Genomic DNA, 25,161 nt, shown 5'->3' on the forward strand with positions numbered 1-25,161 from the left:
TATTCGTTCAGGGCCGAGTTTTCTCCGCAACGTCATTCATGCCTACGCGGTCTGTCGGTATCGGAAGCAAGATAACCAGTCAGACTATCTAGCAATGCGCTCCATCCGTGCTGACGGCCTTCCATTCCGTCGCTCGGCGGCATCACGCACATCTGTTCGGTATAGGTAAGTCGCGTTCCGCCGCTTGCATCCTCAAAGAGGATTGTCGCCAGCGAAACTGTATGGACGCGCCCGTTCACCGCCATCGAATAGGCCAGCACGATGCGTTGCCCTTCCTTGATCTCGAAATAGCGACCTTCGTTTGTATGCTCGCCCATGAAATTGCGAAAACTACTCCGCTCAGCCCCACCGGGAGAGAAATCCATCTCCAGCCCCTCGCTTCCGAGCCAGGCCGCTTTCTTTTCTCGAATGCTCCAAGCGGCCCAAACGTGCTCCTTGCAATTCGGATAGAGGCGTTCGAGCGTGAATTCGCGGTGGTGTTGTGACTGCTCGTCCATCAATTATCTCCCTGAGCGAGAAAAGATCCCAAGTTATCGAGCCGATGCTCCCATTGCCGTCGATGCTGGCCGACCCATTCATCCACCCATTGCAGCGCATTCGGCATCAGCATGACCGAACGCACCCGGCCCCTTTTTTCCGACCGGACCAACCCGGCGCTCTCCAACACCTTCATGTGCTTGAGAAAGGATGGGCCTGCCATTTCGAACGGCGCGGAAAGCTCCGAGATCGAGGCTGGCCCCATTGCCAGGCGCTCGATGACCTTGAGCCGCGTCGTATCCGACAGCGCGGCGAAAATTGCGGGCAGTTGAGGATGAAAGGTAGCCATTAGGCTATGTAACGTGAACTGGCGGCGCCGTCAAGACAGGTAGCTATATGGCTATGTATCCGATTGTCGTGCGCGTGACGTCGCCGCCGGGCGGGACGAACGTAGATGGGCGGGTATAGCCCTGCCGTGCCAGCGCGATCCGCCGGCGCTTTGCGCGTTTAAGCAGGAACGTAGGTTAGTTTGATCGCGTCCTCGCCCATTCGATCGCTGGCCACAGGGCGCAGCGGCGGCCGGGGTCCGGCGAAGAATGGCTTGCCCGACCAAGCACGATGGGGCGGAAGTAGAGTCGATACTCATCAATAAGCTCAAGATCGGTTAAGCTTCGCGCCAGTTCTGGTCCACCAACTTGAATTTCGCCTGAGAGCTTATCTTTCAGATCGCGTATCACCGCCTCGACGTCATCCGCGACAAGTGTGGCGTAGGGGCCAACCGACTTCAACTAGCGCGACACGACCATTTCGGTTGGCTACGCCACGCCCGCGAGATCGCGATCGGGAGGCAGCCGGTCGCCTGGTTCAAAATAACCGTCATACAGCCACTTCCGCAGACGTAAGCAGATTTTTTCCGCAACCAATTTGATCTGTCTTGACACCGGTTGCGATACCAATTTCATATTGGTTTCATAAATCCAAGAGATTGGTTGCGCGTAATTGCTAGAGGCAGCGAGCCGATGAATGTGACTGACAGCAAGGGATATCGAACCGTTTCGAGGCGATGCGTTGAAGACGGCGGCGTCACCTACCGCAGCGGGAGCGATTGCCAAGTAGCAATCAGCGAACTCGCGCAGACGTCGGACAACCGGGCCCAGTCCGGTGTTGAGAAGATGCAAGCTGAATGGAACCGAACACGCCATGACATGGCCCCGGTTCTAAAGGTCCATGAGCTCAGCAAGGCTTTCGGCGCAGTCAGGATCCTTAACGACGTCACTTTCCAGATGGCAGAGGGGGAGGTCATATCCCTTATCGGCGCGTCCGGCTCGGGAAAGAGCACGCTGTTGCGCTGCATAAATTTTCTGGAGACTCCGACCTCCGGGAGGATCGAGGTGATGGGCGACGCGATCTCCATCACCTCCAATCGACCGGGCAAGAGCGAAATCACCAACCGCGCGAAGATCCGGCTCTTTCGCCAGCGGACTGGCATGGTGTTCCAGAGCTTCAATCTCTGGCCGCACCGAACCGTGATCGGCAACGTGACGGAGGCGCTCGTCTACGTGCTCGGGAAAGGAAGGCGGGAGGCCGAGGACATGGCGCTTTCGGCGCTTTCCAAGGTGGGCATGGCCGAGTTCCGCGATCGCTATCCCAGTCAGCTTTCGGGCGGTCAACAGCAGCGCGTTGCGATCGCGCGGGTGCTGGCGATGCGACCAAAGATCATGCTTTTTGACGAGCCCACCTCCGCGCTCGATCCGGAACTGGTAGGCGAGGTGCTGAAGGTGATCCGCACGCTTGCCGAGGAGGGTGCGACCATCCTTCTCGTCACCCATGAAATGCGGTTTGCGCGCGACGTGTCGAACCGAATGATATTCCTGCGCAAAGGTATGCTTGAGCAGGACGATGCGCCGGAAGAGTTGTTTCGCAACCCCGCCTCGGAGGCGGTGAAACGGTTTCTCTCCAGCGTCATGCCAGCCGCCGCGTGAACGCGGTTTTCTTCAGTAGAACAAAGAAAAAAGGGGTAACACTCATGCTTTCAGTTCAAGCGTTTCGCTCGATTTTCCTGTCGGGTTTCATGCTCGCCGCCGCAGCCGGAGCCGCGCGCGCCGAGGAAGGCGTCCTACGCGTCGGTACGGAAGGCGACGCGCCGTTGTTCAGCATGGCCGACGCAAACGGAAACGTCACCGGCTTCGACGCCGATGTCGCCAACGGTATCTGCGCCGAACTCAAGATGAAGTGCAAATTCGTGGTGCAGGCTTTCAACTCGCTGGTTCCCTCCATGGATAGCGACCGCTTCGACGTGATCATTTCCGGCCTTGGCATCACTGCCGAGCGCCAGAAGAAGATCGACTACTCCATCCCGTACGCCACTACGCCGCTCTATTTCGTGGTCCCCAAAGACTCCCCCCTTGCCGGGCTCAAGAGTCTCGAGGAGATCGAAAAGGCGCTCGCTGGAAAGAGCGTCGGCGTCGTGACAGGCACGACCTACGCCAAATTCATCGGCAAGCGCGCGACCAGCGCCGATCTCAAGACTTATGATGCCACCACTCAGCAGACCGCCGACCTTGCCGCTGGCCGTCTAGAGGCTGCTTTCGGCGACTCCCCGACTTGGATGGATTTCCTCGCTACGCCGGACGGTGCCAACTTCACTAAGATCGACGTGAAGATTACGGCGATGAACGATCCTGAAACCCTCGGCCACGGCATGGGCGTCGGTTTGCGCAAGGGCAATGCCGAACTCAAGGCCAAGGTAGATGCCGCGCTCTGCAACTTGATCAACGGAGGTAAGATCAAGGAGTCTTCACTCAAGTGGTTCAAGGACGACTACACCATTCCCTGCAAGAAGTGATCGTCTCGCAACAACCGGCCGTCGCAGCCCGCGACGGCCCGACGGGTGTCGTCCATGTTTGAAACTTTCTGGTCGCTGATTGTGGAGCAGGGCTGGGGGCTCGCTTTGCTGCGCGGCGCCTTCGTGACGATCTGCATCGGGCTGGTCGGCATGGTGATCGGGTTGATCGCAGCCGTCCCGTTTGCCATCGCGCGCTGGCAGCGGGTCCCGGTGCTGTCCCAGATGGTCGATGTCTACAGTATCGTCGTCCGCGGCGTGCCGGGCCTTCTTGTGATCTATCTCCTGTTCTTCGGCTCCGTCGACTGGGTGCAGAAGATAGCCGTCGCCTTCGGCTACCGAGACGTGGCTGAAAGTGCCTACCCTTCCATCATCGGCATCCTCGCCATCGCGACCATTTCCTGCGCCTATTCGATCGAGGTGATGCGCGGCGCTTTGGAAGCCGTTCCCAAAGGCCTTCTTGAAGCCGCGAAATCTCTGGCGTTGCCTCCAGGGGTCGCCTTTTTCAGAATCACGTTGCCACTCGCGTTGAGACTTGCTCTCGGCGGGATCAACAATGTCTGGCAGATGACGATCAAGGACACCTCGCTCGTTTCAATCGTCGGCATGCAGGAACTCATGCGTATGGCGGCTATCGCGGCCGGCATCACGCGCTCGCCACTTCTCTTCTACTGCATCGCAGCTTCGCTGTTCTTCGCCATGACAGCGGTCAGCCAGACCCTGTTCGGCCTGGCTGAGCGCCATATCAATCGCGGCTTCAGCGGAGGTTAGAATGGATTTCACCATTGTTGCCTATGCGATTCCGTTCCTTCTCACCGGCGCAAAGACCACGCTTCTGATCTCGATATTCGGCGTGGGCTTAGGACTGCCATTCGGCATCCTGGTGGCGCTCGCCCGCACTTCGCGCAATCGTTTGGTTTGCAAGGCGGCCGACGCCTATTGCGCTGTCTTTCGCGGCACGCCCATGCTGGTGCAGATATTCGTGATCTACTACGGATTAGGGCAGGTCGGGTTCCTTCGCGCCAATCCGGTGATTTGGTGGCTTATCGGCGACGGCTTGCACGCAGCCATTCTCGCGGTCTTGTTGAACACCGGTGCCTACACAGCCGAAATCTTTCGCACCGCCTTCCTGTCGCTGCCGCGCGGGCTGATCGAGGCGGCGGAAGCCTGCGGCATGTCGCCTTGGATTATCTTGCGCCGGATCAAGTTCCCGTTGGCTTTGCGACAAGCGCTGCCATCCTACAGCAGTGAGGTTGCCATCATCGTCAAGGAATCCAGCCTCGCCTCAACCATCGCTGTGCTGGAAATCACCGGTTGGGCCAAACGCCTGATGAGCGAAACCTTCGCCATTATGGACATCTTCATCATCACTTCCGTCTTCTACCTCACCCTCAATGTCGTTGGGCTGACCGCCTTGAAGCTTCTGGAACGGCAACTTTGGTGCGAACGGCGTTTAACCCGCAGAAAGGCCACATCCCCATGTCCAAGTTGACGTTCATCGACCAGAATGTTCTTCCGCGCCCACGCGAAGGGCAGCCTCTGCCCGACCGCCTTGTGGAGGGCGATCCACGTTTTCTGAGCTGGGATATCGCCCAGACCGCAGACGGCGCCGTGAAGGCAGGGGTCTGGGAGGTCACGCCCGGCGCCTATCGTTCGATTAAGGGCGAGACTTTCGAGTTCTGCTACATCCTTTCGGGTGTCTCCGAACTCATTGAGGATGGCTGCCAGCCGCGCCGCATCGCGGCTGGCGACGCCTTCGTCATGCATCCGGGTTTCACCGGCGTATGGCGCGCCATCGAAACCACACGCAAACTCTGGGTCTCACGTGATTAACCGGTTGTGCTTGCCCGCGCTTATCCGACCAAAAGCTGGTATATTCCCATGACCGCTGATTCCGCTGGCCCCTTCAAATCCACGCCCTATTGGTGGGACGATTGCACCTTCTCTCCTCCCATAGTCCACCCGGTCGTCCCCAAATGCGACGTGGCGATCGTTGGGGGAGGCTATGCAGGACTTTCAGCGGCCATTGAGCTTGCTCGTGCCGGTCGCAGTGTCCAGCTTTTTGATCGCCAGACGCTGGGGCAGGCGGCTTCCAGTCGTAACGGCGGCATGGCGAGCGGGAGCATTCGACCCGGACGCAAGGAGTTGATCAGAAGATTCGGCGAGGCCCGCGCCACCGAGATCCTGATGGAGGGAAAGGCCGCGCGGGAAGACCTTTGGGCCTTTCTGAAGGAGGAGAAGGTGGACTGTGACTTCCATCTCTCCGGCCTCTTCGTCGGCGCGATCAACGCGGATGAATGCGAAGAACTCAGCCGCTCCGCCGATCTGATGCGGCGTTTGCTAGGCATCGAGGCTCATCCCGTCGCCCGGTTGGACGTGCCGACCTACATCGGGACGGATTTCTACACGGGTGGATTCGTGCGGATGGATACCGGTGGCCTGCATCCGGCCAAGCTGCTTGCTGGTATTCTACGGGTGGCAACGGCAACCGGGGCGGTGATCCATGAGAACACAGCCGTTACGGGAACGATCGCCGAGGCCGGCGGGGTCCGTTTGAGAACGTCGCGCGGCGACGTCTTCGCCAGGAAGGTGCTGGTCTGCACGGATGCCTATACGGACGGCTTCGATCCTTGGCTGCGTCGCCGTATTGTGCCAGTGCGCAGCCGCATCATTGCTACCGAGCCATTGGGCGAAGGCGCGATGGACCGGTTGATGCCGAAGCGCATGATGTATGGCGACATGCGCCAGCTCAGCTATTACTATCGCCCTTCGGCGGACGGATCGCGCATCCTCTTCGGCGGCCGGGACGGCACCACGGCGGGTGACGCGCTGGCGCCGACCACCCATTTGCGCAGCGAACTGGGCCGGATTTTCCCCGAGCTGGAGGGCGTTGGCCTGACGCATAGTTGGTTTGGCCAGGTCGCCATGCATCGCGACATGGTGCCGCGGATTTTCACCTCGGGCGATACGGTCTACGCCACCGGGTTCTGCGGTTCCGGAGTGGTCTGGGCCCGCTGGCTGGGCAAGAAGGCTGCCTTCAAGATCCTCGGTGAAGCCGAAAAGGCGCAGTCCGCCTTCGATTTCGACCCCGCACCGAAGGCCATACCATTCTACCGCGGCAAGCCGTGGTTCATCCCGCTTGTCTATTCCCTTTATGAATGGCGGGATAAGCGTGCCATGCGCCGCCGGCAGCCCGAAGGAAAGCGGCCATGACCTTGCTTGCGGGCAGGCCCGGGTGCACATCGCCGCAACCTTTTGCATTGCATCTGCCTGACACTCATTTCTCCAGGACTGACGGGCGGACAATCCGCGCGCTGCGGGTATGTTAAAGAGTGTCAGGTGCTCCGCCTTGAATAGAAGACTGCCATCCCGCTCGAAAGTGTACGGCAGTCTGATAGTATTGTTGGCCATATCTTCTTAGGCCATTGTCTCTGATCCGAGAATATTGGCTCTCGCGGTCAAGATATGGTTATGCATTCTTTGTTCGGCCTGCCCACCATCCCGGTCAATGATCGCCTGCAAGATCGCGCGATGATGAGCCGTATACTCCTGCATACGCTCTTTCGTCAGAGACTGCTCTTTCATGCGTCCCCAAAGCCGCCCCGCCCGAAGCGAGTGAATACCTTCGTAGAGCGAGGCCAGCAATCCGTTGCGGGCCGCCGCCACAACTAATTGATGGAACGCGGCGTCCCAGCGCTCGAACTCCGCCAGCGTCGCGGCGGTACTGCCATGCTGGATGACCTTCTGCATCTCTTCGGTTTCGTAGGGCGTCGCCCGCAACGCCGCGAGCGAGGCCACCTTCGGCTCGATGATTAATCGTGCTTCGAAGACCTCAGCGGGATAAGTCCACAGTTCCTTCCGGGAGGCATTCTGTGCGCGGTACGGAGTGCTTGCAGTTGCGCCGCGCTCGGCGACGAAAGTGCCACGCCCCACATGACGAAGAAGGCGCCCCTCTTGCTCCATCTCGGCCAGCATGCGCCGCAGGGCCGTGCGCGGCAACCCGAGCTTGACCGCTAGATCGCGCTCAGGTGGCAGCCGGTCGCCTGGCTGCAATCCTTCCGCCTCAATGAAATCCCTCAGAACGACCGTCATACGGCCCACTCCAGAAACGAATCGGCAAATTTCTCCGAAACCAATTTGATCTATCTTGACACCGGTTTCAATACCAATTTCATATTGGTCCCAGCAATCCACAGATTGGTTGCACGGGTTTTCTAAAGCCGCGAGAGGATGAGTGTGACTCAGCCAGCAAGGGATATCGAACCTTTTCGCGCGGATGCTGCGGCTATCATTGCAGGCGCTCCTGTAGAGCTGCTGGTGGGCGGCCAATGGACAAGGGCAACCGGCAGCAATCGGTTTGATGTCGCCGATCCATCCAATGGGCGCACGATTGCGTCTGTCGCAGACGGCGCCGTCACCGACGGAATCCGGGCGATCGATGCTGCGGAGGCCTCTGCGACGATGTGGAGGCAAACACCCTCACGCCGGCGATCGGACATCCTGATGCGCTGCCATCAGCTCATGCTCGATCGTGCCGAATGGCTAGCGCAACTGATATCTCTGGAGAACGGGAAGGCGCTCCCGGACGCTCGCGCGGAGGTAACCTATGCCGCAGAGTTTTTCCGTTGGTACGCTGAGGAAGGGGTGCGCACTCTCGGCGACATAGGCTATGCGCCGGGCGGCGCAAATCGAATCCTGGTTCAATACCAGCCGATTGGCATTGCCGTTCTCGTCACGCCCTGGAATTTCCCCGCTGCCATGGCGACCCGCAAGATCGCGCCGGCGCTCGCGGCGGGTTGCACGTGCGTACTAAAGCCGGCGGCTGAGACCCCGCTGACCGCGTTGGCGATCGGCGCGATCCTCATGGAAGCTGGTTTGCCCGAAGGTGTCGTCAACATCGTGACGACCACGGCCGCGGGGCCTGTGGTGAGCGCGATGCTGCATGACAGTCGGGTGCGTAAACTGTCATTCACGGGTTCGACGGCCGTTGGGCGCATCCTCCTGCGCGAGGCTGCCAACCGGGTCATCAGTTGTTCGATGGAACTCGGTGGCAACGCACCTTTCATTGTGTTCGATGATGCGGATCTGGAGGATGCCGTCGCCGGCGCCATGGTCGCCAAGATGCGCAACGGCGGAGAAGCCTGCACTGCGGCGAATCGCTTCTACGTGCAGCGCGGCATCTATGACGCTTTTGTCCGCCGGCTTACCGAGCAAATGTCGTCGCTTTCAGTGGGGCCGGGTCTTCAAGCAACGACCCAGCTCGGGCCGCTCATTACAGCGACCGCGGTGGAGAAGGTCGATCGCTTGCTGAAGGATGCCGTTGCCCGTGGGGCGCGTATCGAAACGGGCGGTAAACCGGGGTCTGGCGAGGGCTTCTTCTATCCTCCTACAGTCCTAGCTGACGTATCTCTCGATTCCGATATCGCGAAGGAAGAGATCTTTGGGCCGGTCGCAGCGGTCACGCCCTTCGATACAGAAGACGAGGCTGTACGGCTAGCGAACGACACCGAGTATGGCCTCATATCCTACGTCTTCAGTGGTGATCTCAGGCGCGCCCTGAGCGTCGCCGAACGCATCGAAAGTGGGATGGTCGGTATCAATCGTGGCGTAGTCTCGGACCCAGCAGCGCCGTTCGGAGGGATGAAGCAAAGCGGGCTCGGCCGGGAGGGCGGGCATCACGGTCTGCTTGAATATCTCCAACCAAAATACATCGCGACCAACTGGTAACGACAATGACCAGACCCAGCAACCGGGATCGAAAACGGCCGACACTGGGCTCACATATGGCAAAATTTCCGAGCAAAACGGCCCAAAATGCCGCCGCCTGACAGAAAAGTTGCAAGGAGGGAAAATTGTCCAGGCGACGACTGGGACGTGGGAACTGCCAGGTTGGGAACTATATATGGGATTGGCGAGTGGGCGATCGAGGTAGGTGTTGGGCGTTCAGCGTGTTTGGCTGGAGTCCGTGTACGTCAAATCGATCTCGTATGCATAAAAGCGAGTGGAATTCCAGCTGGTTACGAGATTGTCCGATGAGCAGAGTCGTCTTGATTTGAAACCGGCGTCGACGCTGAGCGAACGGGCGCTGCCCATGACGAAGTAAACGAAAGTGCCACCGGTTTTCCAATCGGAGTACCGGTGGGAAGTTATCGGAAACGGCTTCACCGCCATGACAAGCAAGGGAGGATTTACAAAATGGCTCCAATCGACCGTTCTTTCTCGCGCCGTCGGTTCCTTGGCGGCAGCGCCATGGCCATCACGGCCAGTGCATTGGGCACGCCATTCGTGCGAACGGCGCGCGCCCAAGCAGCGACCTTCAAGGCGGGCGTGATCACCTCGCTCTCGGGCGAGAACATTCTTGGCGGCAACCTGACCAAACAGGGCTATGATCTTTGGGCGGATGCGATCAACGCCAAGGGCGGGGTGGAGGTAGCTGGTGACCGCTTCAAGGTCGAGATGTTCTACGGCGACGACCAGAGCAGCCCGGCGACGGGTGCAGACGCCGCCGAGCGGCTGATCGTGCAAAACGGGGTCGACGTGCTGTTCGGTCCCTACACCAGCGGCTCGACCATTGCCGTACAGCCGATCTGTCAAAAGTACCAGGTGCCGATGATCTCCGGTTCGGCGGAATCGCCCAATGTTTGGAAGGCGAAGCCTGAGTTCAATTTCGGCATTATCCCGGCGGTCGATACAACTTCGGGCCTGTCGCTCGGTGTGCTGGCGAAGCTTTCCAAACCCGCCGCGAAGACCGTGGCTGTGATCAGCGTCAACGAGCCGTTCTCGAAGGAGACGGGCGAAGGTTTTCGCGACGGCGCCAAGGCCGCCGGCCTCGAAGTGGTCACCTACGAGCTGGTGCCGCCGGAAGGGGATCTCACGCCGGTCATCTCCAAGATCGCCGCGCTCAATCCCGACGTCATCGCGGTCGGCGGCCATGAGGAGGTACTGCTCAACGTGGTCAAGACTTCGAAGTCGCTGAATTACCGGCCGAAGGCGCTGATCATGCACTACGGTATCACCAATCCCGCCTTCGCGCAGGCGCTCGGCGCCGACGCCGACGGCACGACGGGCGTAGTGGTATGGCTGCCTACCGTGTCCTACAAGGACGACGTATTCGGCACGGCCAAGGACTTCGCCCAGATGGCGCAGAAGAAACTGGGAGGGGAGCCAGACTATACGGCCGCCGCCTGCGCGGCCAGCGGTCTGGTGCTGGGCGATGCGCTGAAGCGCCTCGGCAAGAAGCCCGCGCTGACGCCGGAGAACCGAGTGGCGCTGAAGGATGCCATCGCTGAAACCGACATCCAGACCTTCTACGGGCCGATCAAGTTCGAGAAGGACGGCCCGCACTACCACGACAACATCCAGCCCGTGCCGGTCCTGGTCCAGATCCAGGGCGGCAAGACCGTTGCGGTCGGGCCGAAGGAGGCTGCGGCAGCCGACTACATTTACCCACTGCCGGCCTGGAAATAGGCGTTTCGAGCAGATGCGGACGGTTTCGCCGCCCGCATCTGCCGATGGGTGCGGTACGAATGCGCATAGCTGTAAAACGACGGATCGTTCCGCTTCGCTCATGCGGGCTTGCCAGAATATCCACCTTCTCGGTTCCCTGACGAAAAACGGATGCCGCCTTGGATCTTTTTCTCCAGACCTTGCTGAATGGCCTTCTGATCGGAGGTGTCATCGCCACATTTACCATCGCCTTCCAGCTCGCCTTCGGCGTGTTGCACGTCATCGACTTCGCGGTCGGCGGCTGGGTCGTGCTGGGCGGCTACCTGGGCTACTATATCACCGCCTGGCTCGGGCTCGACGGCTTCATCGCGATTCCGCTGGCTTTCGTCCTGTTCGGCACCCTCGGGTATTTGATCGGCCCGGTGCTTTATAATGTTCGTAACAGCCGCACGGCTCGGCCGGAGTTGATGGCCCTGGCGCTCAGCTTCGGCTTGTTCACGCTACTGCGCGGCGGCATGCTGACCGCGTGGGGCTTCAATACCCGCAACGTCACAACCACGCTGAGCGGCGAAAGCCTGGCGATCGGCCCGATCACGGTTCCATTGATCCGGGTTGTGGCAGCAGCGTTCGCCGCGGCGATCGCCGGCGGGCTCTTCCTGTTTCTCTATCGCACCCGCTACGGACTGGCGATCCGCGCGACGGCCGAGAACCGGCACAATGCTGCGCTGATGGGTGTCAACATCGGACGGCTGAGCGCCAATGTCTATGGCCTTTATGCCGGCATCACCGCCATGGCCGGTGTCCTGATGGGGGCGATCTATTCGGTCAATCCGGAGGTCGGCTTGCGCTACACGCTGTTTGCCTTCTTCGTAGCCGTGCTTGCCGGTCTGGGTTCTGTCGAGGGCGCGCTGGTGGCGGCGCTTTTGCTAGGCGTCATCGAAGCTTTTGTCTCGACCTATGTCGGTGCCAGCTATTCGCTGCTGGCGATCTTCACCACGCTGTTCTTAGTTCTTTTGGTATCCCCGCGTGGGATCCTGCGGCGGGGGCTCTGATATGGCGCTACTACCGACAAACCCGCAATGGCGAGGCCTCGTTCTCCTCGCCATCATCATTGTCGTGCTAGGCGTCCTGCCCTGGACGGTGAACAATTACTGGCTGCGCATTGCCACCGGCGCACTGATGTGGGCGGGGCTCGCTTGCTCATGGAATATGCTGGGCGGATATGCCGGCTACATCAATTTCGGCCAGTCGGCCTTTTTCGGCCTCGGCGCCTATGTGACCGCGTTCCTGATGGGCGATCCGTTCGGTTTGCCTTTCTCGGCTACGATTCCCGCCGGCATGGTGGTGACCGCATTGTTCGCGGTCATCATCGGCGCACCGACACTGAGGCTGCGCGGCGCCTACTTCGCCATCGCCACCTGGGCCTTTGCCGAGGTCCTGATCCAGTTCGCTTCGGCGATGGACTTCACCGGCGGCATCGGGGGTATCGGACTGCCCCCGTATCTCAACGAACGCTTCTTCTATTTCGCCATGTTCGGTACCGCCGCGCTGGCGTACTTCCTCACCTGGGCGCTGTTCGAGCGTTCCCGCTTCGGGCTGAAGGTGAAGGCGCTACGCGACCACGAGCCAGCGGCAGAGGCGATGGGCATCAACACAGCCCTGGTCAAGCTGCAGACTTTCGTGCTCAGCGCTGTCACCGCGTCCGTCTTCGGCGCCATCTTCGCTTACTGGGTCACCTTCATCAATCCAAAGTCCGTTTTCGGCGGCGACATCACCGACCAGATGGTGGTAATGGTGCTACTGGGCGGCCTGGGCACACTGTGGGGACCGGCCATCGGCGGCGTCGGGTTGTTCGTCGTGAACCGGCTGATTTGGATGTATTGGGGCGACACCGCGTTCTACATCGCCATCCTCGGCACCGCCATCGTCTTGGTGGTGCTGTTTCTGCCCAACGGCATCGCCGGGCTGTTCGCAAGGCGCAAGAACGACGCGCTGGACAAGGTCATGGACAAGCTGGTCGGCACCGGTGCGGGAGGGCATCCATGAACGGCGGGATGCAGTCGGCAGCCGATCCGATCCTGAGTGTGCGCGGGCTCTTTAAGCATTTCGGCGGCATCAAGGCCGCCAACGGCGTCGAACTAGCGGTCGGGCGGCACGAGATCGCCGGACTCATCGGCCCAAATGGTTGCGGAAAATCGACGCTGTTCAGCCTCGTCTCCGGCATGGTGATGCCGGACAAGGGCGAGATCCGCTTCGACGGCCGTGCCGTCGCCGGAATGAGCGCGCACAGGATCGCCCGGCTCGGCCTGGCCCGTACCTTCCAGATCCCGGCCCTGTTCGACAATATGACGGTGACCGACAACCTTCTTGCAGCGGCGGCGGAAGGTCACTGGCAGGGCGCATACGAGCGCGCGGCCGAGACGCTTTCCCTCCTCAAGCTCGATCATGTTGCCGACAACCGCGCCTCGGACCTGTCCGGCGGTCAGCAGAAGCTGCTGGAATTTGGCCGCGCCGTCATGCGGCAGGCATCGCTGATCCTGCTCGACGAGGTAACAGCAGGAGTCCACCCCAACATCCGCAAGATCATCCTGGAAGCGATTGCCCGGCTACGCGAACAGGGCGTGTCCTTCCTCGTCATCGAACATGACTTGGAGATGGTTCGCAACGTCTGCGACCGAATTATCGTCATGGATTCGGGACGGGTGGTAACCAGCGGCTCTTTCGAGGACATCGTGCGCAATTCTGAAGTCATGCAGACCTACCTGGGGCGCCCGCAATGAGCACGCTGGCCTCCGAGAACATCATCACCGGCTACGGCAAGCAGGAGGTCGTCCATGGCATCTCACTGACGGCTGAGCTCGGGAAAATCACTTGCATCTTCGGGCCGAACGGCTGCGGCAAATCCACCTTGCTAAAGGCCATCGCCGGGGCGCTGCCGGTGTGGAGCGGCGCCGCCCGCCTTGGCGACACTGTGCTTTCCAATCTGCCCGTGCACCAGGTGGTACGGCAGGGACTGGTGCTGATGCCGCAGGGCGGCGGCGTGTTCCCGCGCCTGACGGTGATGGAGAACCTGCGCATGGGTGGTTACGCTATCGCCGACAAGCGGCTGGTGGAAAGTCGCATTGAGATGTTGATCGGCCAGTATCCGTCGCTGGCTAGGCGGCGCAAGACGGCGGCCGGCGCGTTGTCGGGCGGCGAGCAGGCGATGCTGTCGCTGGCCCGCGCACTGGTTTCGGAGCCGCGCTTTATCCTGCTCGACGAGCCTTCCGCCGGCCTGTCGCCGGCCATGGTGATCGAGACGCTGGAGCGCATCACGACGCTGACGAAGCAAGGCATTGGCATATTGATGGTCGAGCAGAACATCCGCGAAGCCATGCCGATCGCGGACAAACTCTACATCTTGGCCGCCGGCTCGAAACGCTTCGAGGGCAGCCCGCAAGACGTGCGCGACGACCGTCAGATCATGGATATTTACATGGGCGGAGCCTGAAGTGTCGAAGACTGACGTCTTCTTCCCAGCCGTCCATGAACGACGCGATTAACGCAGCGCCTTTCAAGCCAAAGGGCGAGGTGTAATAGTATTCGCCGACATGCCGAACGCTGAGAAGTCTGCCCGGGATTCCCCTCCCCAGTTCAGGCTCGAAATCATCGCCTGATATTGCTCCTTGGCGATCGGAAGGAAACGGTCCCATTCTTCGCCCTTTTCATCAACACGCCGCGGAATGCGCACAAGAATACGCTTTGGATTCGACGAACCGACGCCTTTGTCGAAGCAAGATTGTTCCGTCCGCATGTCGTTGACGCGAAGCGACGGGATGTCGCCTTGACGGCACTGGTGACGCCGTGGCTGATAACCGCAATTCGTCGAACACGGCAAGTGTCCTGCGCCACAGCTCCTGATAGGCGTCGCCGGTCATATAGGCCGCGTGCGCTGTTAGCGTCACGTTGTCGAGTTTGCGGTAGGCGTTTTCTCCAGGAAGCGGTAGCGCGACGGCCAAAGCGGTGGCGCTGCAATTCCTTGATGATCTGGGTCAGGCGAGCATTCTCGACGTCACGCGCCAGGACCATCGCCTTCAGCACATCCGGATCGTCGGGAAGCTGGTCCGCCGTCATCGCCATGACTGGATGAGACCATATTCGCCGGTGCCAAGCGACAGCGGAATCGAGGCTGATTCACTTGGTCGCGGATCAGCCTGCCTGCGCCGGAACGCGCGTCCGGCGGGCTTCATGGACCCGCCGCCTAGTGTGCACAGTCCGCGACATGAACCGCAGTCAGATCAAGCATGGCGTCCATCAGTTCGGCCGCCATCGGATCGTTCGCCACCGCGCGCCGTCGGAGTGGTGATTGCGTTCGCCGGGCAGCGCTGGCGCATCGATCGGTGGACGACCGCAGCAAGGTGCTCGAGGTCGAGCGGCATCGGTCCGGGAAGATTCGTCAGTTCGACAACGTGATGAGCGAACCTGTCCACGACAGGCTCTCGGCCGAGATGCGAGCGGTCCTGGAAGGCGGCGACATTCCCGCCTATCTCGATGCGGCCGCCGTTGACTTCCAGCGTCAGGGGAGGGAGCTCGGATTGCCGCAGATCAGATTCCTCCCGGCAGGGAAGGATACGCACGTCCCGACCTGGAGAGGCACCGAAGCCAATGCCGTTCTCGCCATCACGATGGTTTCGGCAGGTCTTGAATGCGCTGTGCACGAAGTGGGCGTGACCGTTCTGGAGACGACGCCTGAAGAGGCCGAGGCGGTCCTTCGACAGCTAGCCGAACGCCCACCGGACATTCAGCCCATTTCAGAATTCGTCGAGAATATTGAGACAGCTAGATTTGACGGAATGGTTCCTGAGCAGGTGCCGCGGCGGCTGTGGGCCAAGGCACGAATGAACATAGGACCAGAGATACGAACGAACTCGGCGTGAATACCTGAACGCGATGGCCCTGTCGGCCATACCTTCTCAAGAGCTGAGTGAAATCACCGCACAGCCATAGGCTTCGAGCTGCAAGGGCCCGACTGCTGGACGGTCGGTCAGCAGGTCCAGGCCCCGGGGCACGCCCGGCACCACGACGGAAACCCCCGTGGTGTTTTGAATGAACATCAGTTGTCGGTCCTCAGCCTCGCGGACCGACACCTCCACTCCATCAGGCAATTCAGGAAGCAGAGGCGCCACGCCCGCCCGACATCGGCAATGGCTTCGGCAAGGTCGGGCGTAAGATAGGTGCCGACATAGACGACGCGGCCTTGGCCGACTTGCCGGGAAGTGATCGCAGGTTGTCCGGCGCAAAAGCGGTCCGACCATGTGCCGAGAACCTCGGTGTCCGGCCCGACCTCAAGCAGTTCGTAGAGGTGGGCGGCCTCGAACTCTCTGTTGCCGAAGGTGAAGTGGTACTTGCGCTCCGCCGACGAGGCCGGCAGTGGCGCCGGAGGCACATAGGCGCCCGCCGCGGCCTGGCGGAACAGCGGAAACAGGCCGGCGCCGCCTCGCGGAACGAGGCGGCCGAACTCGGCGACCTTGACGCCGCTCAGCGCCGAAAGCCCGCGCCCGGGTGCCTGCTCACGAACGATGTGGTTGGCCCGTCAGCGCCGACAGGATCAGCGTGCCGCCGCCCCGGACAAAGGCCTCGATCGCAACATTCCATTCCTGCTTCCACATCACCCAATGCGGAACATAGAGCGCCTTGAGCCGCGACAGGTCACTGGTCGGCGAACTACCCGTTGCCCTCACACACGCGCACGAACCACTCGCCCATGGCCTCGACGAGTTCAACTGATATGGGCTGACACTGCTATTCTGCATGCCGCGCGGATCGAGATCCTTCTTTTACGGTATTCGGTCCATTCGGGATAAATTGACGGCGCTCGCCCTCGCGTCAGTCATTGCCGAAAACCTCGCGATAAATCGCCTCGATGCGTTCTTCTTCCGCATCCGTTAGGGCAGCAAATTCCCGTTCGCGTGCGCGGTTCGAAAGCCGGCCGCCGTTTTGCTTCAGGAAGCGGAAGAGCAGGTCAGTCAGCCGTTCGGGCATGTCGATGAAGGCGTCAACTTGCTGCCGGAACTGATCATAGCGCTGCAGGAAGGCAGTTTCGTCGGGAAGATCCCGCTCAACGGTTCTGCGCACGCAGGCATAGAGGAATTCGGCGTGCGGCGTTGCGTCGAAGAAGCGGTAGAAATCGCCGGTGTCATTCAGGACCCGTACGTTGAATTGCGGTGTCGGCTCCCATTCGATCAGCGGCAGCAGGCGCCGCGAATAGCTCTCGAGCACCCGCCGGTACTCATTGATCTCATCGAGGATGGCGGCCGAGACCGGGAACACTACGCCGGGCGGGTTGAAGCCGCGTATGCCAAGCACGTGGTGGATCAGGTAGCGGTGAATACGCCCATTCCCATCCTCGAAGGGATGGATGTAGACGAAGCCGAAAGCGAGGATCGCGGCGGCGATGACGGCATCCAGACCTTGCGCCGGGGCGCGGTCGAACGCGACCATGCCGTCAATGAGCGAGGGCAGGTCTTCGGGCCGGGCGCTGATGTGATTGGGCAGCGGCACGCGGCTGTCGCGGTCGTGCTCACCGACGAAGCCGCCTTCCTGGCGAAAGCCGGGTCTCACGAACCGGGTATCGCCAAGAACGATTCTTTGCAGGCGCAGCAGTTCGTCGCGATCGATAGGCTGGCGGCCGGCTTCGCCGATGGCGCGTCCCCAGCGCTGGATGCGGTCCTGTGGCGGACGCTCGCCTTCGATGGCATAACTTGAGCGCGAGTCCTTGAGCAGGAGGAAGGCGGCGGTTCTTGCAAGAAGGTCGCGCGGCACATTGGCGACGATTGCCTGCGCGCGCTGCGGCAGCGCCATGCCGATGAATTCGTTCAGAGCCTTGGTGCGGAAGACCAGCGGGCAGAAATCCGGCGTACCGGGCAGGTTGTCCTTCACGCGGTAGCGCGACGCCGTGATTCCCGGCGCCGCCCATTGCAGTTCGGGATCGATCACCGGAACGTAGCGTCCGGCGTCCGCGTCCGGCATATCGAGGCGCGTTCCGGTGAGCCACTCGTATAGAAACCAGATGCGGCGGGCATAACTGCCGGTCGGACTTGCGCGAACAAGTGCCTCGATCGTCGCGGGGCCAGTCGCCTGGAATAATCGCTTGAGGACGGCGAGATCGAGTCCCTCGTACTTGAGCGCAAAGGTCAGGTGGCCTTCGAGCGTGGGATGCGGCGCGTGGCGCGGCGTCATGATGCGCCAGCCGTCCCGCTCGGTGATGCGGTGATGCTCGCCGGTGGCGGAAAGCATCCGCGGCAAAGGCACGGCGAGCCCGTAGGCGCCGATCAGCGCGCTGTAACCAGCCGGGGTCGCTGTTTCAGGAAGGCGTATTTCCTGAAAAACGTTCACAGGCCCTGAAAACTGATGCTGCTGTGAGGCAGCCATGAAAACCGTACCTTGTCGAATTTTGGTCAGACTACCCGAATTCATGAAAAACGATTCTAGTGCATGAAAATCGTTACTAAAAGGAGAAATGTCCGAAAAACGGTTCTCGCAGCCGGGTGCTGTCCCCCAGACTCTGGCGGTCAAGGCCGGCGCGATGCTGGCCTTACCCCGCTAAGCTGAAACGTGCCGGCCGCTGCTCAGTTTCGGCATAACCGTCTAGACCCGCTTGGGAGCGGTGCTCTGAAATGCGTCTAAGATTGGAGCAGGGCGCCCTGCGCCCACAACCGCTCGCAGTCCCATTTTCTTAGACTTGGCGTTCCGGGCTCACCATAGAAAACCATCGCGCCACGAACGTCATAGCCAAGGACCGACGCATTGGCGACGAACTGGATGGCGCGTCCCAAGTTGATTGCGCCGATCTGGGCATCAATTTTGCTGGTGAGGTCGATCACTCCAAAGACTTCCGCGCTCGCGCCTCTGCCGGAACGGTAAAATGGTTCAATTCGCAAAAGGGTTTTGGTTTCATTCAGCCTGATCAGGGCGGTCCGGATGTTTCGTGCATATTTCTGCCGTCGAGCGCTCCGGCTTGCGAGGCCTCAATGATGGCCAGAAGATCAGCTACGAACTGGTACAAGACGAACGTTCCGGAAAGACGTCAGCCGGTGAGTTGCGGACGATCTGATGGGAGTTGACCGGCTCAGCTGTCGGTCTCATCCCTTCCACATCGTTGAGTGGAGAAGAGCCTGCACATGCTCGGGCAGGTCGAGTTCACCGCGCGCCTCGATCTCCAAAAGATATCAGGCCTTCAAGCGTGATCCGACCAGATCATAACAGAGAGCTGTCACGCAAGAGCGTGTCGTCCGGATCGCGAATCTCGCGTGTTCATTCTGGGAAGCCCGGCCGGCTGCAACGCGCCTCTTGTCGGCCGTTGAGGCCCGCTTCGCCACCGCCAAGCTAGGGGTCGCGATTGCGCCAGATCCGGCCCTACGGATCGGGATCGGTCGGCGCAGGGCGCTCGTTACGACGAACTGAATGAACTGCAGCTTTTCAACCGATCCGGATCTCTATGGTGATTGCTTGGAAAGGCAGCGTCGGGTCATGGGCCTGAATTGGTCACGCGCAAATTGAGCTTTCGATTAGCCTGGAAGTTGCCATCCCGCTCGATAGCGATCCGAGGCGCTCCGACTTTTGGCAGGACCGGGAAACCAAGTCGAACACCGCAAAGTCACTATCCCGTCCAAGTTGTGGACACTTCAACTTCAAAGGCGCACTCTCCAGGGGCGAAACCCAAGTAGAGTTTCGTCCAATGCTTCACATGCTTGAGATGCCTCGCTGATTGCCTGATACCTGTCCGGACATCCGGGTGGGGCGGTCATTCATTGTGCGCCTGTCCGTGATCAGGCTACGGCTCAAAAGGACGCTGCAGCCCGTTCCGGATCAACTGGGAGGGAAAACAGCATGCCTCATCTTCAACGCAGAGAACTTATTCAAGGAAGCGCGGCTCTTGCCGCAATCGCCGCTCTCCATGCCTCGCGGGCTTACCCTTTTCCTACACGGCCCGGCGAGGAAGTCGTCAAATGGACCGATCAACTGCCGCCGAACCCGGTGCCGGAGGTCATCAAGAATCAACTCGTCTGGGAGGACCTCGATTCATGGGTGACGCCCAACGACAGGTTCTTTTCAATTGCGCATTTCAACAGGCCGGTCATCGACGCAGGCACGTGGAAGCTCGAAATCAGCGGCCTAGTCAAAAAGCCGATGGCCCTGACGCTCGCCGACATCAAGGCCCGGCCGCGCCAGGAAGTGACGTTCACAGTCGAATGTTCGGGCAATACCGGCCTCCCGTTTTTCAACGGCGGCATCGGTAATGCGCGCTGGGCGGGCACGCCGCTCGCCCCGATCCTAAAGGAGGCCGGCGTTCTCGACGGCGGCATCGAGGTCGTTTTCTGGGCCGCCGACGAAGGCGAGATCAAGCGGGCCGATGACGTTAAGTTCAAGCAGAACTTTGCGCGCAGCATGTCGCTCGCAGACGCCATGGATCCAAAAAACATCCTTTGCTACGAGATGAACGGAACTCCCTTGCCGGCCGATAACGGGTTCCCGGTTCGGCTGATAGCGCCCGGCTGGTACGGGATCGCAAACGCGAAATGGCTCAAGCGCATCGACGTGCGCGACCAGCGCTTCGAGAACCGGTTCATGGGACGCGACTACGTCACGCTCCGCGAGGAAGACCACAATGGCGAGACCGTGTGGGTAGAAACGTCCGTCGGACGGGCGCACCTCAAATCGGCGCCGGCTCGGGTGACTCATATCGGCAGCGATTATCGGATCGTCGGAGCGGCCTGGGGTGCGCCGATCGACCGGGTCGAGGTGAAGATCGACGATGGGCCGTGGATGCCGGCGACCATGGACGGCACCGAAGAGGCGGAGTTCGCCTGGAAGATGTGGTCTCTGGACTGGCCCAAACCGTCCGCTGGGGAACACACCGTCACCTCGCGCGCGATCGATAAGAGCGGCAACATTCAGCCGGCAATGAGCGATCCGTGGATTGCCAAAAAACACACCTATTGGGAGAGCAACGGACAGGTGACCCGCCGTATTCAAGTCAGTTGACGGCTCGGCGCCTCGAGCGGAGCAGCCTGGAAAGCTGTGTTGCGACGGGATTGAGTGCGACCCCGTTACGCCGTGGGCAGGCGGTAAGGTCGCAGAAATGATTGATCAGGTCGATAGAGGAGGCGTACGGAACGCTGCGCGCGATTTCGCGCTCCACGTAGCCATGACGTCGTTGGCGGCATATGCGCGAGTCTAAAGTCGCCGCCGTCGCCTTCGCCTTTGCGAAGCATGCCCCGGTCCGAATTCCCTGATGGTCTTCGTTGAGGCCTGCGATCGTGAGTCAAAACGGATACATAGCTCGGCGGCGAGGCTGATGGTTCGCAGTGCCCGCGGGGAACCAGACCGCGCGTTGCCGCAGCGCGGCACGGCCCTCGGAGGAATGTGACGACGCGACATTCTGTTGGGGTTGCCGCGCAGAAAGGGATCCGAAGATGCTGTAATGTCGCGCGAAGGCCGCCCAATCGGCTGGTAGCGAGCCCCTATTTGACTGGGGATGCGCCGGGTCAATGGATTCTAGGCATTACTGAGCTGCCCAGACATCACAAGGCCAGGCCCGACGCGGGAAGTGTGCAGATTGGTGGAAATTCCTGATGCGGCTCAGTTTCGAGAATCGCCAACACCTCATCAGATGACCGTGCCTGCCGGAGCTGCTCCCGAACCTGAGATGTCCGAAACAGCCGGCACATCTGCGAAAGGGCGGGGAGAAAGGCGGAAGTGGCAGAGCGCGGCCAGAGCACAGTGTAAATGAGATCGACGGGGTCATCGTCCGGGCCCTCGAAATCGATGCGCGGGGCCAAGCGTGTCAAAGACGCGACAGGCGAATAGATTGTGCTGAGCACAGCGTGGGGGATCGCGACACCACGACCGATGCCCGTGGAGGCGAGGCGCTCGCGGTCGAAAAGACCGCGCAGAACCATCTGCTCGTCGAGCCCAGTTCTCCGCGCAATCCTGATCGCAATTTTTGACAAGGCTGATTGCTTTCCCTTGGTCACAAGGTCAAGCGAAATGTCTTCTTCTTGCAAGATGGCGGAGATCATCCGGGTCAACCTCCATGTCGATCCAAACGCGATCGCAAATGAGCGTTAAGCCGCACTGGTTAAACAGGTGCAGGGTTCACAGTGGACTGAGGGTGGAGATCCTGACTGTCCCGGACGCGAAGCCAGGGCTTCTCGCGTCCGGCTAATGGCCCGTTTTGAGGAGTTTCGGCCCCCGCCGGAAATCGAGATTGAAAATATTCATAGCAATTCAGAGGTAGTGAAAGATTCTTCGAAATCAAGCAAACAGGTGCACACCGCAGAAATAATGCACTAAAATGCCAGTTAATTTCGTTTGACGACCAGAACAGTCTCCTGCTTGCTGGTCAGACGCGAACAGGCCGCGCCAGCAAGTGAAATCGGTTTTTGGACTTTCTCCCAGATCTTCGGCCATCGCGATTTTTAGTTCAACGTGGAGATGTCGTGATGAAAAAGCTCGTCCTCGCAGTTGCCCTGACAACGGGCGGTTCCCTTTGCGCCATGGCGGCGGATGAGGTCACCAAAGCCCCGCCAGCCGCACCTTACGAACAGGTCAGCAAGCTTGTGAAGCTGCCCGACTTCCTACCGGGCATGGGCCAACTCTTCGTTGATCCCACGACATTGCCGGCCGGCCCATTCCTTGCCTATGACCACGATGGCAAGCTTGTCAGCACGATTTATATGCTGCCGATCAGGGACCTCAATCCGGACAAGCGTTTTGACGACCTCACGTCACCCGGCGGCAATGTCGACCATGTCGACGTCTACTACAATGCCGGCCATCCGGGAGTAGCAGAGCCGCATGTCCACGTCGTGCTCTGGCATGTTTCGGCGGCTGACGAGGCACGGGTCGCCAAATGACACTGACGCGTCGTGAGATCCTGGGCGCGGGCGGCGGGCTCGCTGCCGCCCTTTCCCTCTCTTCACTGGCCGTGTGGGGCGGCGAGATTGTTGAAATCAAGATGCAAGGGAACGAAGACGGGTCACACGTTTGGTTCGACCCGATAGGCATTCTCATCAAACCAGGACAGACGATCCGCTGGATCAACCTCAATCCCGGCAATTCCCACACGACGACGGCTTACAATCCCGCAAACTTCGAGCGACCGCTGCGCATGCCTAAGGCCGCAAAATCCTGGGATTCCGACTATCTCCTGCCCAACGAGAGCTTTTCGGTCACCTTCACCGAACAGGGGGTCTATGACTATTTTTGCATTCCGCATGAGCATGCTGGAATGGTCGGCCGCATCATTGTCGGCGAACCCGAAATGCATGGCTGGACTGAACTGGTCGGCACGAATGGAGACCTCCCAGAGGTGGCCCTCAAGGCGTTTCCGACGGTCGAAGACATCATGACGAAAGGGATCGTCCGGCACGCCTAGATCTGCGTCTAGGCGGCATGAGGACCAGCGACAAGGAGAACCCAAAATACGACGATGTGATGGGGGCGCGAGTTTCCTGCTTGTCGTCAGTGATCGATAGGGACGGACCATCATGACAGGCAGCGCGTTTCCATACGATAATAAACCGCGGGCGAAGCGCGACGCGCGCTCTCAGGTGGCGGAAAGGCGTCTCAGTGCTCGGTCCGCTGCCCAGCAACGTCAGCGAGCCACACATCGGCTTGCCGCCTTAGGCGAGATGACCGGCGGTATTGCCCACGATTTCAGAAACCTCCTAACGGTAATCGAATCCGGCTTGAGGTCCGCCGCAAAAAGAGCCGACGAGCCCGAAACCGTGCGGGCCTACATTGCGGCAGCGCGGGAAGGAATCGATCGAGGGGTCGAACTAGCGTCACAGCTACTGGCTTTCGCAAAACATCAGGAACTCGATATCCATGCTGGCAATTTGAATGAGTTCCTCAGGTCTTTCGAGCCTTTCCTGAGGTATGGCGCAGGACCCGATGTCCGCGTCAAGCTGGAGCTTGGTTCCGATATCCCGGACTGCTTGATCGACCCGGCGCTGTTCGACGCTGCAGTGCTAAATCTCGTCATGAACGCACGAGATTCAATGCCAAGTGGCGGGGAGATCCGCGTCAGCACTGAGCGATTGGTACAGACGGCCCCGACGCCTGACCCGCCCGGGCCCGGAACCTACGCATGCGTTCGCGTCAAAGACCGTGGTTGCGGCATGGCTCCGGAAATCTTGCGAAGGGTGTTCGACCCCTTCTTCACGACGAAGGGTGAGAAGGGCACCGGGATAGGAATGTTGCAAGTGCAGGCATTGGCGCAGATGGTTGACGGTCGGATCAGGATAAGGAGTGAACAAGGAATAGGAACAACGGTCGACCTTCTTTTCCCGTCAATCCAAGCGGACATATAGACCCCTAACAAGAACGACTACAATTTGATGTCGGCGCTCGCGACGGAATGCAATCCTGCCAGGGCAGGACCTACCACGCTCTCGTCCGCACTTGCGGATTGCACCGCGTAAACCGGATAGGAGAACTGCGGCATTTCAGGCACAAGGTGCAGCCGGCCGGCTTCTATGTGAGGCTGCACGGAACTCATCCTGAAATAACCGGAGCCGCCGGTCGCAAGAACATAGTTCAGCGCGAGCGGACCGAGATCGAAAGAAAGATCCGGCGCAGCACTCGGGAAATTCATCCCGTGGTGAAGTTCAAAATCCGGCCCCCAATCCATATAAACATAATCGGATTCATCCAGGAGGCGCGTTTCGGAATTGGTAGTCACGAGGACGAGTTTCTCGTCCAGAAGCAGATCGATCTTCAAACCCGGTCTGTGCGGAGGGGCGTACATGATAGCTAAGTCGACCATTCCAGACGCGACCTGATTGATCAAATCCCGCGGCACATCGACGTGTACTCGAAGTGCGATGTCCTGCAGCGAGCGGCGCATCCAGCGGACCCAATCGAGCAGAAGAGGTTGCGCAAGGCTGACTTCGCTGCCGACCGTCAGAACAGCCCGGCGTCCCGGGGGCACGGCAACCTGGTGGAGGGTGCGTTGCCATAGTTGGACGAACATCGGGGCGTGGCGCAGAAATTGCTCACCGGCCGGGGTCAGCGAAGCTCCGCCTTTGTGACGAACAAAAAGCGTGCGGCCCAATTGCTGCTCGAGGTTGCGGATTCGTGCGCTTACGGTCGTCTGGGCGACATTCAAACGCTCAGAGGCTCGAATGAAGCTCCCTGTTGAAACGATCTCGATAAAAGTGCGCGCGAGCTCGATATCCATGAGCGAGATAGCATAAAAATTGCGCTTAAATGTCAATGAATTTCGTTTGCTAGATAGTAAGCGCAAGCACTAGGCTTCGGACAAATCCACCAAGCTTAGCGCTGGATGCTGCGCAGCGCCGGTTGGAGAGGGCGCCAGCTCTCTCCATCCTCACCCATCCTTTGCCTGCAGC

Annotated in this window: 28 protein-coding genes and 2 pseudogenes; 18 read left to right on the plus strand and 12 right to left on the minus strand. The window is 60.1% G+C overall.

Annotated features, from left to right (window positions below):
* Positions 1-32: 32 nt before the first annotated feature.
* From AU465_RS14875 to AU465_RS14885, 3 genes and pseudogenes are all read right to left on the minus strand, one after another.
* Positions 33-497 (minus strand): SRPBCC domain-containing protein, encoded by a 465-nt coding sequence (locus AU465_RS14875; RefSeq protein ID WP_192248667.1) that lies wholly within the window; start codon positions 495-497, stop codon positions 33-35.
* Complete coding sequence (locus tag AU465_RS14880) at positions 497-826, minus strand: ArsR/SmtB family transcription factor (RefSeq protein WP_192248670.1); 330 nt, start codon at positions 824-826, stop codon at positions 497-499. The genes AU465_RS14875 and AU465_RS14880 overlap by 1 nt, the downstream gene beginning before the upstream one ends.
* Before the next feature lie 158 nt (positions 827-984).
* A pseudogene (locus AU465_RS14885) lies at positions 985-1,315 on the minus strand (dihydrofolate reductase family protein); the annotation flags it as partial.
* 367 nt (positions 1,316-1,682) lie between these two features.
* Between AU465_RS14885 and AU465_RS14890 the strand changes: the two are divergent.
* The 6 genes from AU465_RS14890 to AU465_RS14915 all read left to right on the plus strand — a co-directional run bounded on the left by AU465_RS14890 (position 1,683) and on the right by AU465_RS14915 (position 6,532).
* Positions 1,683-2,459, plus strand: a complete 777-nt coding sequence (locus AU465_RS14890; protein ID WP_192249199.1) for an amino acid ABC transporter ATP-binding protein — start codon at positions 1,683-1,685, stop codon at positions 2,457-2,459.
* 89 nt (positions 2,460-2,548) lie between these two features.
* Complete coding sequence (locus tag AU465_RS14895; RefSeq protein WP_376774858.1) at positions 2,549-3,322, plus strand: transporter substrate-binding domain-containing protein; 774 nt, start codon at positions 2,549-2,551, stop codon at positions 3,320-3,322.
* Between the two features lie 54 nt (positions 3,323-3,376).
* Positions 3,377-4,090 (plus strand): ABC transporter permease, encoded by a 714-nt coding sequence (locus AU465_RS14900; RefSeq protein ID WP_192248674.1) that lies wholly within the window; start codon positions 3,377-3,379, stop codon positions 4,088-4,090.
* 1 nt (position 4,091) lies between these two features.
* Positions 4,092-4,811, plus strand: coding sequence for an ABC transporter permease (locus AU465_RS14905; RefSeq protein ID WP_192248677.1), 720 nt, complete (start codon positions 4,092-4,094; stop codon positions 4,809-4,811).
* On the plus strand, positions 4,799-5,152 hold the full coding sequence (locus AU465_RS14910) for a cupin domain-containing protein (protein ID WP_192248680.1): 354 nt from the start codon (positions 4,799-4,801) through the stop codon (positions 5,150-5,152). Before AU465_RS14905 ends, AU465_RS14910 begins: the two co-directional genes overlap by 13 nt.
* A gap of 48 nt (positions 5,153-5,200) precedes the next feature.
* Entirely contained in the window at positions 5,201-6,532 is a 1,332-nt protein-coding gene (locus AU465_RS14915; protein ID WP_192248682.1) for an NAD(P)/FAD-dependent oxidoreductase, read from the plus strand.
* A gap of 204 nt (positions 6,533-6,736) precedes the next feature.
* Here the strand turns inward: AU465_RS14915 and AU465_RS14920 are convergent, their stop codons facing one another.
* Positions 6,737-7,411 (minus strand): FadR/GntR family transcriptional regulator, encoded by a 675-nt coding sequence (locus tag AU465_RS14920; protein WP_192248685.1) that lies wholly within the window; start codon positions 7,409-7,411, stop codon positions 6,737-6,739.
* A 138-nt stretch (positions 7,412-7,549) separates the two neighbouring features.
* Here AU465_RS14920 and AU465_RS14925 point away from each other — a divergent pair, with 138 nt between their 5' ends.
* The 6 genes from AU465_RS14925 (at position 7,550) to AU465_RS14950 (ending at position 14,255) form a co-directional block, all read left to right on the plus strand.
* The gene (locus tag AU465_RS14925) at positions 7,550-9,046 is read left to right on the plus strand and encodes an NAD-dependent succinate-semialdehyde dehydrogenase (RefSeq protein ID WP_192248688.1); all 1,497 of its coding nucleotides are present in this window, start codon (positions 7,550-7,552) and stop codon (positions 9,044-9,046) included.
* Between the two features lie 468 nt (positions 9,047-9,514).
* Positions 9,515-10,786, plus strand: a complete 1,272-nt coding sequence (locus tag AU465_RS14930) for an ABC transporter substrate-binding protein (RefSeq protein ID WP_192248691.1) — start codon at positions 9,515-9,517, stop codon at positions 10,784-10,786.
* A 158-nt stretch (positions 10,787-10,944) separates the two neighbouring features.
* Positions 10,945-11,817 (plus strand): branched-chain amino acid ABC transporter permease, encoded by an 873-nt coding sequence (locus tag AU465_RS14935; RefSeq protein ID WP_192248697.1) that lies wholly within the window; start codon positions 10,945-10,947, stop codon positions 11,815-11,817.
* Position 11,818: 1 nt separating this feature from the next.
* The gene (locus tag AU465_RS14940; protein WP_192248700.1) at positions 11,819-12,811 is read left to right on the plus strand and encodes a branched-chain amino acid ABC transporter permease; all 993 of its coding nucleotides are present in this window, start codon (positions 11,819-11,821) and stop codon (positions 12,809-12,811) included.
* A complete protein-coding gene (locus AU465_RS14945) occupies positions 12,808-13,545 on the plus strand; it encodes an ABC transporter ATP-binding protein (protein WP_210325106.1) in 738 nt (245 codons plus the stop codon). Before AU465_RS14940 ends, AU465_RS14945 begins: the two co-directional genes overlap by 4 nt.
* Positions 13,542-14,255, plus strand: coding sequence for an ABC transporter ATP-binding protein (locus AU465_RS14950; RefSeq protein ID WP_192248703.1), 714 nt, complete (start codon positions 13,542-13,544; stop codon positions 14,253-14,255). The genes AU465_RS14945 and AU465_RS14950 overlap by 4 nt, the downstream gene beginning before the upstream one ends.
* 63 nt (positions 14,256-14,318) lie before the next feature.
* On the opposite strand, the gene AU465_RS14955 is transcribed toward AU465_RS14950, so the two are convergent.
* Positions 14,319-14,558 carry a hypothetical protein gene (locus tag AU465_RS14955; RefSeq protein ID WP_192248706.1) on the minus strand — a complete coding sequence of 80 codons (240 nt, stop codon included), beginning with the start codon at positions 14,556-14,558 and terminating at the stop codon, positions 14,319-14,321.
* Between the two features lie 490 nt (positions 14,559-15,048).
* Here AU465_RS14955 and AU465_RS14960 point away from each other — a divergent pair, with 490 nt between their 5' ends.
* Positions 15,049-15,681, plus strand: a complete 633-nt coding sequence (locus AU465_RS14960; protein ID WP_192248709.1) for a hypothetical protein — start codon at positions 15,049-15,051, stop codon at positions 15,679-15,681.
* Between the two features lie 36 nt (positions 15,682-15,717).
* On the opposite strand, the gene AU465_RS14965 is transcribed toward AU465_RS14960, so the two are convergent.
* The 5 genes from AU465_RS14965 to AU465_RS14985 all read right to left on the minus strand — a co-directional run bounded on the left by AU465_RS14965 (position 15,718) and on the right by AU465_RS14985 (position 18,627).
* Positions 15,718-15,858: a hypothetical protein gene (locus tag AU465_RS14965; RefSeq protein WP_192248712.1), complete on the minus strand. Its 141-nt coding sequence runs from the start codon at positions 15,856-15,858 to the stop codon at positions 15,718-15,720.
* Positions 15,858-16,190, minus strand: coding sequence for a beta-galactosidase trimerization domain-containing protein (locus AU465_RS14970; protein WP_192248718.1), 333 nt, complete (start codon positions 16,188-16,190; stop codon positions 15,858-15,860). Before AU465_RS14970 ends, AU465_RS14965 begins: the two co-directional genes overlap by 1 nt.
* A 124-nt stretch (positions 16,191-16,314) precedes the next feature.
* On the minus strand, positions 16,315-16,485 hold the full coding sequence (locus tag AU465_RS37150; protein ID WP_192248721.1) for a beta-galactosidase trimerization domain-containing protein: 171 nt from the start codon (positions 16,483-16,485) through the stop codon (positions 16,315-16,317).
* 145 nt (positions 16,486-16,630) lie between these two features.
* A complete protein-coding gene (locus tag AU465_RS14980) occupies positions 16,631-18,175 on the minus strand; it encodes a Fic family protein (protein ID WP_192249207.1) in 1,545 nt (514 codons plus the stop codon).
* Between the two features lie 251 nt (positions 18,176-18,426).
* A complete protein-coding gene (locus AU465_RS14985) occupies positions 18,427-18,627 on the minus strand; it encodes a hypothetical protein (RefSeq protein WP_246506142.1) in 201 nt (66 codons plus the stop codon).
* Between AU465_RS14985 and AU465_RS14990 the strand changes: the two are divergent.
* Positions 18,601-18,857: pseudogene (locus AU465_RS14990) on the plus strand (cold-shock protein). The gene AU465_RS14985 and the pseudogene AU465_RS14990 overlap by 27 nt on opposite strands.
* A gap of 776 nt (positions 18,858-19,633) precedes the next feature.
* The gene (locus AU465_RS14995) at positions 19,634-20,788 is read left to right on the plus strand and encodes a sulfite oxidase (protein ID WP_192248728.1); all 1,155 of its coding nucleotides are present in this window, start codon (positions 19,634-19,636) and stop codon (positions 20,786-20,788) included.
* Between the two features lie 539 nt (positions 20,789-21,327).
* On the opposite strand, the gene AU465_RS15000 is transcribed toward AU465_RS14995, so the two are convergent.
* Positions 21,328-21,825: a PTS sugar transporter subunit IIA gene (locus tag AU465_RS15000; RefSeq protein WP_192248731.1), complete on the minus strand. Its 498-nt coding sequence runs from the start codon at positions 21,823-21,825 to the stop codon at positions 21,328-21,330.
* Positions 21,826-22,248: 423 nt separating this feature from the next.
* Between AU465_RS15000 and AU465_RS15005 the strand changes: the two genes are divergently transcribed.
* The 3 genes from AU465_RS15005 to AU465_RS15015 all read left to right on the plus strand — a co-directional run bounded on the left by AU465_RS15005 (position 22,249) and on the right by AU465_RS15015 (position 24,120).
* On the plus strand, positions 22,249-22,662 hold the full coding sequence (locus AU465_RS15005; protein ID WP_192248735.1) for a DUF5602 domain-containing protein: 414 nt from the start codon (positions 22,249-22,251) through the stop codon (positions 22,660-22,662).
* A complete protein-coding gene (locus tag AU465_RS15010) occupies positions 22,659-23,183 on the plus strand; it encodes a plastocyanin/azurin family copper-binding protein (protein WP_192248738.1) in 525 nt (174 codons plus the stop codon). Before AU465_RS15005 ends, AU465_RS15010 begins: the two co-directional genes overlap by 4 nt.
* Positions 23,184-23,439: 256 nt before the next feature.
* Positions 23,440-24,120, plus strand: a complete 681-nt coding sequence (locus AU465_RS15015; protein WP_246506108.1) for an ATP-binding protein — start codon at positions 23,440-23,442, stop codon at positions 24,118-24,120.
* Positions 24,121-24,137: 17 nt separating this feature from the next.
* Here the strand turns inward: AU465_RS15015 and AU465_RS15020 are convergent, their stop codons facing one another.
* On the minus strand, positions 24,138-24,989 hold the full coding sequence (locus tag AU465_RS15020; protein ID WP_192248744.1) for a LysR family transcriptional regulator: 852 nt from the start codon (positions 24,987-24,989) through the stop codon (positions 24,138-24,140).
* Positions 24,990-25,161 lie beyond the last annotated feature (172 nt).

The sequence above is a fragment of the Mesorhizobium silamurunense genome (genome assembly GCF_014843905.1).
In the GTDB taxonomy this organism is placed as follows: domain Bacteria; phylum Pseudomonadota; class Alphaproteobacteria; order Rhizobiales; family Rhizobiaceae; genus Mesorhizobium; species Mesorhizobium silamurunense.

What these genes read in the sequence shown, in the direction of transcription:
- AU465_RS14955 (WP_192248706.1), bottom strand. Translation starts at nt 14,558, where the DNA reads ATGCGGACGGAACAATCTTGCTTCGACAAAGGCGTCGGTTCGTCGAAT.
- AU465_RS15015 (WP_246506108.1), top strand. Translation starts at nt 23,440, where the DNA reads ATGACCGGCGGTATTGCCCACGATTTCAGAAACCTCCTAACGGTAATC.
- AU465_RS14880 (WP_192248670.1), bottom strand. Translation starts at nt 826, where the DNA reads ATGGCTACCTTTCATCCTCAACTGCCCGCAATTTTCGCCGCGCTGTCG.
- AU465_RS15020 (WP_192248744.1), bottom strand. Translation starts at nt 24,989, where the DNA reads ATGGATATCGAGCTCGCGCGCACTTTTATCGAGATCGTTTCAACAGGG.
- AU465_RS14920 (WP_192248685.1), bottom strand. Translation starts at nt 7,411, where the DNA reads ATGACGGTCGTTCTGAGGGATTTCATTGAGGCGGAAGGATTGCAGCCA.
- AU465_RS14945 (WP_210325106.1), top strand. Translation starts at nt 12,808, where the DNA reads ATGAACGGCGGGATGCAGTCGGCAGCCGATCCGATCCTGAGTGTGCGC.
- AU465_RS14925 (WP_192248688.1), top strand. Translation starts at nt 7,550, where the DNA reads ATGAGTGTGACTCAGCCAGCAAGGGATATCGAACCTTTTCGCGCGGAT.
- AU465_RS15000 (WP_192248731.1), bottom strand. Translation starts at nt 21,825, where the DNA reads ATGATCTCCGCCATCTTGCAAGAAGAAGACATTTCGCTTGACCTTGTG.
- AU465_RS14905 (WP_192248677.1), top strand. Translation starts at nt 4,092, where the DNA reads ATGGATTTCACCATTGTTGCCTATGCGATTCCGTTCCTTCTCACCGGC.
- AU465_RS14940 (WP_192248700.1), top strand. Translation starts at nt 11,819, where the DNA reads ATGGCGCTACTACCGACAAACCCGCAATGGCGAGGCCTCGTTCTCCTC.
- AU465_RS14875 (WP_192248667.1), bottom strand. Translation starts at nt 497, where the DNA reads ATGGACGAGCAGTCACAACACCACCGCGAATTCACGCTCGAACGCCTC.
- AU465_RS14910 (WP_192248680.1), top strand. Translation starts at nt 4,799, where the DNA reads ATGTCCAAGTTGACGTTCATCGACCAGAATGTTCTTCCGCGCCCACGC.
- AU465_RS14950 (WP_192248703.1), top strand. Translation starts at nt 13,542, where the DNA reads ATGAGCACGCTGGCCTCCGAGAACATCATCACCGGCTACGGCAAGCAG.
- AU465_RS14900 (WP_192248674.1), top strand. Translation starts at nt 3,377, where the DNA reads ATGTTTGAAACTTTCTGGTCGCTGATTGTGGAGCAGGGCTGGGGGCTC.
- AU465_RS14995 (WP_192248728.1), top strand. Translation starts at nt 19,634, where the DNA reads ATGCCTCATCTTCAACGCAGAGAACTTATTCAAGGAAGCGCGGCTCTT.
- AU465_RS14965 (WP_192248712.1), bottom strand. Translation starts at nt 15,858, where the DNA reads ATGTTCATTCAAAACACCACGGGGGTTTCCGTCGTGGTGCCGGGCGTG.
- AU465_RS15010 (WP_192248738.1), top strand. Translation starts at nt 22,659, where the DNA reads ATGACACTGACGCGTCGTGAGATCCTGGGCGCGGGCGGCGGGCTCGCT.
- AU465_RS14930 (WP_192248691.1), top strand. Translation starts at nt 9,515, where the DNA reads ATGGCTCCAATCGACCGTTCTTTCTCGCGCCGTCGGTTCCTTGGCGGC.
- AU465_RS14960 (WP_192248709.1), top strand. Translation starts at nt 15,049, where the DNA reads ATGGCGTCCATCAGTTCGGCCGCCATCGGATCGTTCGCCACCGCGCGC.
- AU465_RS14915 (WP_192248682.1), top strand. Translation starts at nt 5,201, where the DNA reads ATGACCGCTGATTCCGCTGGCCCCTTCAAATCCACGCCCTATTGGTGG.
- AU465_RS14895 (WP_376774858.1), top strand. Translation starts at nt 2,549, where the DNA reads ATGCTCGCCGCCGCAGCCGGAGCCGCGCGCGCCGAGGAAGGCGTCCTA.
- AU465_RS14980 (WP_192249207.1), bottom strand. Translation starts at nt 18,175, where the DNA reads ATGGCTGCCTCACAGCAGCATCAGTTTTCAGGGCCTGTGAACGTTTTT.
- AU465_RS14890 (WP_192249199.1), top strand. Translation starts at nt 1,683, where the DNA reads ATGGCCCCGGTTCTAAAGGTCCATGAGCTCAGCAAGGCTTTCGGCGCA.
- AU465_RS15005 (WP_192248735.1), top strand. Translation starts at nt 22,249, where the DNA reads ATGAAAAAGCTCGTCCTCGCAGTTGCCCTGACAACGGGCGGTTCCCTT.